At 38.4% G+C, this 11,884-nt stretch carries 12 protein-coding genes and 1 pseudogene; 12 read left to right on the forward strand and 1 reads right to left on the reverse strand.

Translation table 11 applies throughout. From position 1 onward, the window contains the following. Nucleotides 1–15 precede the first annotated feature (15 nt). The 3 genes from H540_RS0126310 to H540_RS0126320 all read left to right on the forward strand — a co-directional run bounded on the left by H540_RS0126310 (nt 16) and on the right by H540_RS0126320 (nt 2,834). Nucleotides 16–1,293 (forward strand): MFS transporter, encoded by a 1,278-nt coding sequence (locus H540_RS0126310; protein ID WP_051317290.1) that lies wholly within the window; start codon nt 16–18, stop codon nt 1,291–1,293. Between the two features lie 172 nt (nt 1,294–1,465). Further along, a complete protein-coding gene (locus tag H540_RS0126315) occupies nt 1,466–2,251 on the forward strand; it encodes a 4'-phosphopantetheinyl transferase family protein (RefSeq protein ID WP_028403112.1) in 786 nt (261 codons plus the stop codon). Nucleotides 2,252–2,423: 172 nt separating this feature from the next. After that, nucleotides 2,424–2,834, forward strand: a complete 411-nt coding sequence (locus tag H540_RS0126320; protein WP_051317291.1) for a DUF7003 family protein — start codon at nt 2,424–2,426, stop codon at nt 2,832–2,834. A gap of 510 nt (nt 2,835–3,344) precedes the next feature. On the opposite strand, the gene H540_RS0126325 is transcribed toward H540_RS0126320, so the two are convergent. Further along, nucleotides 3,345–4,559, reverse strand: a complete 1,215-nt coding sequence (locus H540_RS0126325; protein WP_028403114.1) for a cytochrome P450 — start codon at nt 4,557–4,559, stop codon at nt 3,345–3,347. Between the two features lie 77 nt (nt 4,560–4,636). Here H540_RS0126325 and H540_RS35020 point away from each other — a divergent pair, with 77 nt between their 5' ends. From H540_RS35020 to H540_RS32740, 9 genes and pseudogenes are all read left to right on the forward strand, one after another. Continuing rightward, nucleotides 4,637–4,762 carry a hypothetical protein gene (locus H540_RS35020; protein WP_425388187.1) on the forward strand — a complete coding sequence of 42 codons (126 nt, stop codon included), beginning with the start codon at nt 4,637–4,639 and terminating at the stop codon, nt 4,760–4,762. A 690-nt stretch (nt 4,763–5,452) separates the two neighbouring features. Then, nucleotides 5,453–5,881 carry a MarR family winged helix-turn-helix transcriptional regulator gene (locus H540_RS0126340; RefSeq protein WP_028403116.1) on the forward strand — a complete coding sequence of 143 codons (429 nt, stop codon included), beginning with the start codon at nt 5,453–5,455 and terminating at the stop codon, nt 5,879–5,881. A 523-nt stretch (nt 5,882–6,404) separates the two neighbouring features. Then, nucleotides 6,405–7,427, forward strand: a complete 1,023-nt coding sequence (locus H540_RS0126345) for an NADH:flavin oxidoreductase/NADH oxidase (RefSeq protein WP_028403117.1) — start codon at nt 6,405–6,407, stop codon at nt 7,425–7,427. A 66-nt stretch (nt 7,428–7,493) separates the two neighbouring features. Further along, nucleotides 7,494–8,237, forward strand: coding sequence for an SDR family oxidoreductase (locus H540_RS0126350; RefSeq protein WP_028403118.1), 744 nt, complete (start codon nt 7,494–7,496; stop codon nt 8,235–8,237). Nucleotides 8,238–8,526: 289 nt separating this feature from the next. Beyond that, the gene (locus tag H540_RS0126355) at nt 8,527–8,895 is read left to right on the forward strand and encodes a nuclear transport factor 2 family protein (RefSeq protein ID WP_028403119.1); all 369 of its coding nucleotides are present in this window, start codon (nt 8,527–8,529) and stop codon (nt 8,893–8,895) included. Between the two features lie 303 nt (nt 8,896–9,198). Next, nucleotides 9,199–9,834: an NAD(P)H-binding protein gene (locus tag H540_RS0126360; protein ID WP_028403120.1), complete on the forward strand. Its 636-nt coding sequence runs from the start codon at nt 9,199–9,201 to the stop codon at nt 9,832–9,834. 144 nt (nt 9,835–9,978) lie between these two features. Further along, nucleotides 9,979–10,110 (forward strand): hypothetical protein, encoded by a 132-nt coding sequence (locus H540_RS35330; protein WP_281172549.1) that lies wholly within the window; start codon nt 9,979–9,981, stop codon nt 10,108–10,110. A 263-nt stretch (nt 10,111–10,373) separates the two neighbouring features. Next, entirely contained in the window at nt 10,374–11,219 is an 846-nt protein-coding gene (locus H540_RS0126370; RefSeq protein ID WP_034671981.1) for an alpha/beta hydrolase, read from the forward strand. A gap of 421 nt (nt 11,220–11,640) precedes the next feature. Then, a pseudogene (locus H540_RS32740) lies at nt 11,641–11,884 on the forward strand (IS4 family transposase); the annotation flags it as partial.

Here is an 11,884-nt window from a genome sequence, read left to right on the forward strand (position 1 = left end):
AGCGGAAGGAGGACGATGGAAAAAATGAATTTCTCATTATTTAAACAACGTAATTTTGCGTTATTAATTATTTCGGAAGCAACATCTTTATTTGGCACCTTCTTTTTGAATGCAGCACTCGCACTATATGTTTTGAAACTAACTGGATCAGCGGAGAAATTTGCATCTGTCTTAACACTAGGGATGGTTCCGTATCTCATCGTAGGTCCAATTGCTGGAGCGTTGGCGGATCGATTTAACAAAAAAAAATGGATGATTATACTAGATGTATTACGGGGTCTGCTTTGTATTAGTTTATTTGTCTTTAGTTTAACTGAGACGATCACCATGCCTCTTATCTATTTCACTGTATTATTTATATCAACTTGTGAAATCTGTTATGGACCTGTATTTATATCTTTGCTACCTAGTGTAGTAAAAGAAAAAGAGCTAATTGATGCCAATTCATTTGAAAAAACGATTAACGAAACAATGAAAATCCTTGCTCCTTTCCTTGGAACCCTAGTATACAGCTTGGTAGGAATAGGACCGGCCTTATTGTTTAACGGATTTACTTTTTTAATCTCCGCTCTAGCAATCTTCTTTATGGTAATCCCCAAGGCGGAGAATGCGATAGTTAGACGGATGAGTTTGTTTAAAGATGTGTGGGATGGATTTAAAGTGTTTTTTATAGATAAACGATTAACTTCAATTGTTTGCAATGCATTTTTAACTCACTTTTTTATGTATCCGTTTATCTTACTTGGCTTTCCTTATATCATTGTAACGGTACTCGGCGGTAAGGGAACAGACTATGGTATCGTAGAAAGCATTTCCACAATTGGGTCGATCCTTGCAATCTTGATTGTGCCCCCTATGAAGAAATTTGGAGTAGCCAACAATATTGGAATTGGTATCCTAGGCATGTGCATACCTGTTATTCCGTTATTACTTTTAGGTAATCCGAATTTTATACAGATATTAAAAGAAAATGTACATTATCCTGTGTTATTTTTTGGCCTGATTAGTTTCCTGCTTTTCCTGGCATTTAGTTTTTATCTGGTCTTTTTTGCTTCATTTTATCAAACGGTGGTTCCGAAAGAACTATTTGGCCGATATGGAGCGGGAATGATGGTATTAAACGGATTAGGAAGATTGTTTGGATTTCAGATTTTTGGTTATTTATTTAGCTTAGATTCATTATTATATGCTGTTATTTTCTTTGGGATTGGTATGCTACTGAAAATTGTAGTACATATCCCGTTTATGAGCATTACAAAAAAGTTAGAACAACAACAAAGTCAAGTGGTATAAGGGAAAGAGATGGGTGTTAAGATCGCTCAGTCCAGTTAATTGGATTGTGTATTACACCATATTCGTGAGAAATCCAGTGTTTCTGCAATACTCTCCCCATCCCTGGAAGGACAAAGGCCCAACAGAGAATATGGATGGGGGGATCAAGTTGTATTATCAATGGGAGGAATAAGTGATTGGTACTCAATTAGGGGTGGATGTGAATGAAATGAAGGTAGAGTCAACACTAAACGTATACTGGGTACAAATCCCTGAGGAGATAAACTTATCAGAATGGATATTGGATTTAGATATATTAGATAAAGAAGAAAGAATCACTTATGAACGGTATCTAGTAGATCAAAAGAAAATTGAATTTTACTCTGGAAGATTGCTGTTAAAAAAAATACTTGGGCAGATGTTGGAGATCCAACCAAAGAGGGTTGTTTTTGAGAAGAATCAATTTGGAAAATTATATTTACATCCAAAGTACGTCAATGAAATGAAAAAGGGTCCAATATTTTTTAACTTGTCACATTCGAAAAGAATTGTTACCTGCGTGATTTCTTCTTTTGACGAGGCAGGTATTGATGTCGAGAGTATCACCAAAAATCCTCTAGATGTAATGCCAGTAGTCTTTGTGCCTCAGGAGCAAATGCTTGTTGAAGCAGAGGAATCCTTTGTAAAGAAAGTGGAGGCGTTTTACAGAGTTTGGACACGTAAAGAAGCTGTAATGAAAGCGATTGGAAAAGGATTTTCACTTCCGCCGTTGTCATTTGCGGTGCCTGTTCACGGAGAAAGAATAATGGATGAAAATTATCTGTACTATACTTTTCATCCGATGGATGGTGAAATGATTTCAATTGCTGTACGTAGGACAGATAAGATAGAAATAAATTTTAAATGCAAGGAAATTACATTTTCTCACCTATTTTCAGATGATACTCAATTTAAGGATGTAAAGTACCCGCTGTATTGACTTCAGCTAACAGATTATCTTGAAATTTCACTTGCATCAGTGGTTATGTTTTATTAAATATACAGAACATATCTCTGAAAAAGGAACGATTCCTTTTGTTATAAAAGAGTATGATAGAGAATTCAAGGGATCCATCTAGTTTGCTTGGAAGGTGATGAATGGTGGTATGACGATGAAGGGGATTTTTTTTGTACATCCTTTACATATGAGACTACTAATCCTGCAACAGTTAGTAGAGATATTTCCGACAGAAGAATATAGACAGGCGGGAATCGAAATAGAGCCGTTTACAATGACAAAGCTGGCTCGTTATTTGAGTTTTAAATGTAAGAATCGCCTGTGGCTTTCGAACCAAGACCTGTTAACAGAAATAGGTGCGAACCCAGAGATGGATTTATTCTATCAAACCGAGCAGTGGGAACACCCAGATGTAAGCGGCGGCCAAATGCCGAGTGATATTCCGTTTTTTCAGCAACTGGCACGAGCTATTGAAACACGAGATACATCAATCATTCAAGCTGACAACAGCAATACGAACTGGCTAAATCGGGCTTGGAGTGACATGGATTCGGAAGATGAATAACGAGTATACAAAATCTATACACTATCCCCTTGTCCTTTCAATGAGGGTGAAAAGTGAAATTTGAATCTCAAAACAGCAAAAACAGCTCTTTCCGGGAGATAGATTTATTAAATATGTCTTCGGAAAGAGCTACACTACATTCGACACGGAAAAACGTTGATTTTACTACTCCAAGGGATTTATTTAATCTCAAAAATGATGATATTTGAGACTGAATGATTTCATCTTAAAATGTCATAGAAATCCCATTAGTTGTGCGAAAGTATTACCAATCACTTAAATTGACGGCGTGAATCTTGCCACAATGGCGGTAGAAATGTAACGTTAATCCGCTAAAACCGGCACTGAGAAGATGATTTCAATGATTCTCGCGAAGGCAGAGGAACAATTTCAATCCGTTCTAAACAGCTTTACATTGAGGACGTTCAGGTAAAGGGAGCAGGTTATGAACCTGCTCCCTTCGCCTCTTCCTTTTCATCATTCCGGATGATTTTTCATACTTAATATGGTCTAAGCTAATCGAATCGGGAGGCTCTTGAGAGATTGGCCCAATGCCGAATCGGTCAAATGTTCGGTCAACTCAAAGCCCGGAGCCGGCTCGATATTGGCGAAACGTTTCACAAAGGAGGCGAGCGCGATACGCGCTTCCATGCGGGCAAGCGGGGCACCCAAACAGAAATGCGGACCGGCCCCGAATGTGAGATGGTGTTGATTATTTGGGCGGTGGATATCGAACTCTTCGGCATGGGCGAACTGAGCTTCATCCCGATTCGCGGCGCCGATCCAAGCCACAACCATCTGCCCCTGCTTCATCGGGTGCCCGAAGACATCGGTATCCTGAGTCACCTTTCGATCCATGGGAGCCGGAAAGCGGAAACGCAGCACTTCCTCAATCAAGTTGGGAACCAATGACAGGTCGGCTCGCACTTCCTGATAAACACCCGGCTTGTCAAAAAGCATGGAATAAAACACATTGGAAATAAGTGTCGTCGTCGTTTCATTTCCCGCACCGAGTAATCCGATGGCAGACATGACCACTTCTTCATCCGTCAATTTTTCACCCTCCAGCTCGGCTTTGGTCAAGTCGGAGATAATGTCATCGACAGGGTGCTTCCGTTTCTCCAGCACGATGGGATACAAGTACTCATAAAATTCCTTCATGACTTGTGCTTTCTGGGCGGCAATGTCGTCGTAAGTGTCTTTGGCATACGGGAGGAAGATGATATCCGACCAGAATTTAATCCTCGCCCAATCTTTGGAAGGGACGCCGAGCAAATCCGCGATGACAGTCACCGGAAGTGGGATCGCCAGCTTCTCCACGACATCTATGGTCGTCAGATCCTCGATGCCCATAATCAATTCGTTTACAACGGCTTGGATTCGAGGCTCCCACACTTCGAGGGCGCGGGGAGTGAACGCTTTGGCTAACAGGGCGCGCCTGTTCCGATGCTCCGGCGGATCGACGAAATTGACGTTGCTTCGATTATCCATTCTGGGAACGGTAACCAAGCTTCGTTCTTTTTTGTTGGAGAATAACTGGTGGTCAAACAGCACACGCTTGGCATGTTCATACGAAAACACATTCCAGACATCCTGCTCGGTATCGTAAAAGACAGAGTTGTTCTCCCTCACCTCTTTGTACCAGGCATAAGGTTCCCATTGCGCTTGCTTGGATTTGAGCTTCGAGATTTCGTGCAAAAGGATGGTTTGGTCAATTGAACTCATAACAATCACTCCTTATGATCTATTTAAATAAGCGAAACAATATTTTAATGGCGCAATTTTGCAAAACAGGTTTTTCATTGTCTGCAAAATGGCGGCTTGACCAACCTGCTCACGGTGCTTTCTCAGGCTTCTTTGACCAACTTTACATCGGACTCTTCCTCGGAGGCTTGCGAAACACGTTTAATGAAGAAGGAAAGCAGTAAACCGATGATGCCGATCCAAACAATTTTCTTTGCTGCTGCCTCATTATCACAATAAATAATTGTAAGAGGTAAAATGAGAAGACAAAGGCAACCTCCTTGGAAGAAGCCTTGAAATTGGGGGAAGGCAAGGCGGACTCTGAGTATTTTGACTACATTTGGTCAGAAGAAGAGATTCGTTGTTCAAAGACAACCAGATCGGAAAACATCATTGATTGTTTCGGAGGAATTTGAAAGGCGTGCCAAATTGGTTTTCGCAAACGGCAAATATGCCAAAATGTCAGAGGGCATGTTGTGGTTCTGGTGCAAAAACTTCAAATGTCATATGAGGTATTGTCGTGGTGATTGGAATTATTAGCCTGTTTATGGCTTGCAATTAGCCAAGAACATTTTCAACTGCTTGGTAATTTAAAGTGTATTTAATGAGAGGATAATTCTGTCCTCTACAAGAGAGGGGATGTATTGCCCCCCTTATAGGATAAATTCAATTTCGCATTAAATCGCACTTTAACGCATACCTACGAATGCTCCAAAATTAGTGACGCTTGTTACTTTATTGACTATTCAAACTTTACTTTGGTATAATCAATTGTTAATGAAGTATTATATAATATGGTTTTGAGTATCATATCTATATGTATTCTAATCTGATTAGAATGCTATATTATATAGTCTAGAACAGGTGGAATGTGTATGAAAACCAACCAAGAAAATGAACTTTTAGATAATTGGCTATCCATTACTAATATTCAAATGAGCATTATCAATGAGCTAGAAAGTGCTTTGCAAAAAAATCATAACCTATCGTTAAAAGAGTTTTACGTTCTTTACTTTTTATCTCAAACAAGCGATAAAAGCTTAAGGTTACAGCAATTACAAGAAATGGTCGGGTTAAGTCAAAGTGCTATATCAAGGCTGGTAGGCAGACTTGAAGCAAAAAGTTGTGGAGCTTTACAAAGACATATATGTGAAGAAGACCGTAGAGGTATCTACACATCTTTAACTACGTTAGGAGAAGAAAAACTACAGAGAGCCTTAGATACTTTTCATAATATTCTGCAATCTTGTTTTTCAAAAGGAAATCTTCAACGTGAGTTACAATCTTTAATGCAGAAATTATAATGTGACCTCCTATGTTTGTTTTATTTAAGTAAAAGCAGTTACTTCTATTTATTTAGATAGGAATGAGTTGTTACTTCCTTAGCCCAGTAAAATCTACTTGGGCTATTTTTTATAAAAATCTTCGTAAAGTATTTATCTTATAAATACGCGTTATCAATTTATAAGTTGACAAAGAAGAAAGAATAATGGTAAATTATATGCGCGCGCATGCATTTGTGGGTTGTAGGATCTATATGTTTTAAGTGCACTATAGTATTTATCCTATAAATATATGGTATCAATTTATAAGTTGACAAAGAAGAAAGAACAATCGATAATTATATGCATGAGCATGCAATTATCGATTGTAGGATCCATATGTTTTAAGTGTACTAAAATATATAGATGAATGCGATGAAAGAAATGACGTTAAATTATATGCATGCGCATGTATTTAAAGTATAATGCTGTAAAAATTCATGAAAAAATCATATATTTTTACAGCATTAACTTGATTATTTTTAACTAAAAAGGAGTTTTTATGATGGAGCATTTATTTAGTTCTTATAAGTTAAAAGGAATGGAGGTGAAAAACCGTATTGTGATGTCTCCAATGTGTCAGTATTCAGTTGAAAAAAAAGATGGAGTAGCTACTGACTGGCACTATATGCACTATGTAAGCCGCGCTATAGGCGGAGCTGGTTTTATTATGATTGAAATGACAGATGTAGAGCCTGATGGCCGCATTTCAGACTATGACTTAGGGTTATGGTCAGACGAACAAATCCCTGCTTTAGCAAGAATTGTAGAGGCATGCCACCGATATGGAGCGAAAGTTGGTATTCAAATTGCCCACGCCGGACGTAAAGCAGAAGATGCTGATGTGCCAGTTGCTCCTTCAGCTATTCCGTTTGATGAAAATTCAAAAACACCTAGAGCTCTTTCAACAGATGAAGTGAAAGAATTAGTAGAAAAGTTTCGCATGGCCGTACAGCGCGCTGTAAAAGCAGGATTTGACGCCATTGAAATCCATGGCGCTCATGGATATTTAATTCATCAATTCCATTCTCCTTTAACAAACAAAAGAGAGGATGAGTATGGAAAGGATTTAACTAAGTTTGGAAGAGAAATTATTCAAGCAGCCAAAGAAGAGATACCAGAAGATATGCCGTTAATGATGCGTATATCTGCTAAAGAATACGTAGAAGGCGGGTATGGAATTAACGAAAGTATCGAATTCGCTAAAGAATATCAAAAAGCAGGAATAGATATTTTTGACATCTCTTCAGGTGGAGAAGGACCTATTGCTGCTTGGGGAAAACCTGGTACTCATGCTGCTTATCAAGTACCACTTGCAAGAGATATTAAGCAAGCTCTTAATGTTCCAGTTATTGCAGTTGGAAGATTGGATGATCCTGCATTGGCAAACGCTGTGATAGGAAATGAGGATGCAGACCTTGTAGCTGTCGGAAGAGGTATGTTAAGAAACCCTCATTGGGCATTAGAAGCTGCAGCTAAACTGAAAAAAGAGACTGCTGTACCAAAACAGTATTCAACTGGTTTTTAAAAAAGTTTAAATTCAATTAACTACTAAATTTTAGTATATCGTTAATTCTTTGGAGGTGTATCAGATATGTCATATATCGAAAATAAAGTAATTATCATTACTGGTGCTTCAAGTGGTATCGGTGAAGCGACAGCAATTTATCTTGCAAAGCATGGTGCATCAGTGGTACTAGCAGCAAGAAATGAAGACAAGCTAAAAGATTTATCAGAACGTATTAAAAATGAAGGAGGCACTGCCCTTTATAAGGTAACAGACGTCACTGTCAACGAAGAAGTCCAATCTTTGGTGGATTTTACACTGGATAAATTTGGACGCATAGATACGCTAATTAATAGCGCAGGTTACATGTTGTTTTCTATGTGGGATAATGCACACGTAGAAGAGTGGGAAAAAATGATCAACCTTAATATTAAAGGAGTACTGTATGGAATAGCTGCAGTGCTGCCTCATATGAAAAAACAAGGAAGTGGCCAAATTATTAATGTAGGTTCGATTGCAGGTCATGCTATCGGAGCAGGTCACGGCGTGTATAGTTCTACCAAGTATGCTGTAAGAGCCATTACAGAAAGCTTACGTAAAGAGGTATCCGTAAAACATAATATTCAAGCAGTTTTAGTATCACCAGGTGTAATTGCAACTAAATGGCAGGATGCAGTTACGGATGAAGATGTAAAACCAGTACTTGAAGAGTTGAACAAGATTGCTATAGACGTACAGCATGTCGCTGAAACAATTGGTTTTGTTGTTAATAAGCCTGCTGACGTGATGATTAATGATGTTATTGTTACACCTACTGCTCAAGAGTGGTAATTAAATAATTACAAAGGAGTAGTTCTGATTACTAAAGCAAAGGAATCTGCTTGACCGATTGGCCATGCTTGATCATCTCCATAAGAATGAAATAAAAATCTGAAATAATGAGCTTCGGGTTTTACAGTGTTGTTTAAACTTAGTGGGGTAAGTATGTACCTACGATGGTCTGACCATGATATCATTAGTATTCTTTAAGTTAAAGAGATAATAATTATTTGGTTTGGAAATTGTAAAAGCAGTGTTTCAGATAATAACTTAACATCTACTAAAGGAGGATTTAGGAAAAATGAGTAAAGCAACAATAAAAGATCATGACCAAATTATTGAAGCAATTAATAAGTATGTTGATGGAGTTACTTCGGGTAAAAGCGAAGTAATGAAACCAGCTTTCCATAAAGATGCGATTATGTATGGATTTGAAGTTGATGGTCTAGTCGAAGGATCTATTCAAAATTTATATGATTTTGTTGATCAAGCGGGGTCCGCGCAAAATCTTCAAGCAAGGATTGATATCCTAGATGTTGAAGGCACAGTCGCATCAGCTCGTATAGCTTTAGAGAATGCGCATGGTGCTACGTACACTGACTTTCATCAATTACTTAAAATAGACGGTGAATGGAAAGTGATTTCGAAACTATTCCACCGGCATTCCTAAAAAGCAGATTCCCATCAGAAAAAACGAACCCGTTCAACCTTACTTGATGTAGGGTAAACGGGTTTGTCGTTCTGATTTAGTTTTTCTTATTGACGTGTTTATCGGCGGAAGTGGCGTCGATGATTCATGGACTTTTACACCACGCTATTGAAAAAGAAATAGATCAAAATTATGTGGACACCCATGGTCCGAAAGGAAGAAAAAGTGGTGTCTTCTGAGAAAGTAAGCTAAAGTTAGGCCTTTGATTGAATTATTCACTATACTATAGGTTCTGATTAGAACTAATTTTTTAGGAGGTTTTTTATGAAGGTGTTAGTAGTAGGCGCTAATGGTCGAGTAGGATCGTGCCTTGTTGATAAACTAGTTAAAAACGGACATTTCGTTTACGCAGGAGCAAGAAGAGATAACCTTGCTAGTAATTCGAGCAATGTTCGTTATGTTCATTTTGATTTATTAGCTAGTCCTAAGGAAATGGCTGAAAAGATGTATGATGCAGAAGCAATTTTCTTTGTGGCTGGTTCTAGGGGAAAAGATTTATTGAAGATTGACTTGAATGGTGCTGTTAAAGTTATGCGCGCCGCTGAGAACAAGAACATAAAGAGATTTATCATGCTCAGTTCAGTTTTTTCTCTAGATCAAGACAAATGGAATGAGTCTTTTCTAAAAGATATAACGGACTATAATATTGCCAAACATTTTGCTGATCAGTGGCTTATAAATAATACAAAGCTAGACTATACAATATTACAGCCCGGAGTTTTAAAAGAAACCCCTGGATCTGGAAAAATTAATGTCAATATTGATTATCCTGCTGAAAACTCTATAGAAAATGTAGTTGATACTTTAGTCCAAAGTTTGCAAGAGCCAGCTGCCATTGGTAAAGTCATAACAATGAGCGATGGCAAAACTCCTATAGCAGATGCTTTGCGGAATTTATAATATTTGGAACTAATCCAACATGCATTGTATTGGGTAGTGGAGGCTGCACTGTAACTTTTCATTTAGCAAGAAGGATAAGTATTTCAGCGCTTCATTCTTTCTTACTAGAATAGGGCGTTAATTATAAATTCAAATTGGGTTGAAATGGTTGATAATGGACGAGAAGATGAAATTGAGCCGGTCTTGAAAGCTTCAAAGGTAGAGGAACTTGACATTCCGGAAAAACTTTGGAATGTAATTCAATCCTCTCCAGGCTGGTTCAAAGTAATTGAGTAAAATGGGATTTCTACAAAAATAGCAGTCTTGTCGCTAAATAGAATTGCTAATAAATTTTTCTAATAATTGCCGGAAACGTCGCTCCGGGTACTCACTTTGCGCCTGAATTAATCACAGAGAAATATTGGGAACTGTATGAGAAACGCGAAGAGCACGAAATTGTGTATAGCTAAATTACATGTTTTCTGATTCCAAAAATGCCAGAGCGCAAAATTGTTGCGCCCTGGCATTCATTTTTCAGAACCATAGAGGAGAAATTAAGATTGAGACTAAAAAGAAAAAATGTATATGTACTGGCTGCTTTCCTTCTGATGATAGCTGTCACTTGGTATTATTTCCTTCCGATAGATAGAAAGCAATATAAGACAATATCTAATATTACATACGGAGAAGATGGGCAAGCACTAGACCTGTATACTCCCAAAGGAACGAATATACCTGTAATCCTCTACGTGCACGGGGGCGGATGGTCAGGAGGCGGTAAAGAGAATGTATCGGCTAAGCCTGCGTTTTTTGCTAAAAATGGTTACGCGTTCATATCGGTGAACTATCGCCTGCATCCGAAAGCTTCATACGAAGAAATGGCTCAGGATGTTGTAACAGCCCTTCGTTGGGTATACGAAAACGCTGATAAATATAATCTAGACCAAGAGCGGATTAACCTAATGGGACATTCCGCCGGAGGCCATCTTATTATGCTTATCGGTACGAATCCTAAGTATTTACAAGCCAGCAACTTACCAGCCGGTATTATCCACTCACTCGTAGATTTAGACGGGCCTGTTGATCTCGAATCCTTTATACAAAGATTTCCATCCTACAAAAAAGTATTTGGAGAGAACAAAGAAGAGTGGGCTATGGCTTCCCCGATCACATACGCAGGACACCAGCAGCTTCCGCCTTCTTTTTTTGTCACGAGCAAACAAAACACTTCTACTCTTCGCTTTATTGACATTGTAAAGCAGAACCGAAATGAAGCATCGTTCTACGGATATACCAATATTTCTCACAGTGATGTAACAAAGCTGATCGGAGTTCCTTCTGCAGGTACTGAAGCGAGGGAGATAACAAATGCTATGCTTACTTTTTTGAATACACATAATAAATAAGTAAAATTTGGTTGTTAGATTTGTATCAATTTGTACATAGACTTCCTTTATTTTTTCTGCGCGGCGAACACGAAGGTGAGGAATAAGGAAAATTTACTTCCGCTTCCCGAATCTTATGTCAACCAACAGTCCCAAAAGGGCTGTTGGTTGTTTCTTAGTGTATAAAATCCGCGAAATGTCGGCAGGACCCCATATCCATCAAGCTTAGAAATTCATTGTTCCCCAAAACGAAAAAAATGAGCTGAATTCCCACGGACAACGATGAAGAGATAAATTTTCATTTTGGGGGTATTTCAAAATATTAGCTTGATGGGCATGTGGTGCTACCCCACATCCATCAACTTAAGCATTTAGGCTATTCTTAAAGTTAAAAGCACGTTACTATTCTCTTATGTTAATGAGAAAGGGTGACGTGCTTTTTATGAATATGCGTCAAAAACAAGAGTTGTCTTTATTTGCCGAAGAGTTGTATCGGTATATGTCTCCCGCTGCATTGAATCAATTAGCTATAGAAGCAGGCGGAATGAAACGAAAACGGAAGTGTTATGGACACCATTTTTTATCTTTGTGTGTATGGTTAAATCAACAAATCGCTACTACCTCGCTTACTCAACTTTGTAGTCAATTAGAAACTTCAACAGGAATCTTATTGAGCCCTGAGGGGC

It is taken from the genome of Ectobacillus panaciterrae DSM 19096, assembly GCF_000430785.1.
GTDB classification, from domain to species: domain Bacteria; phylum Bacillota; class Bacilli; order Bacillales; family Bacillaceae_G; genus Ectobacillus; species Ectobacillus panaciterrae.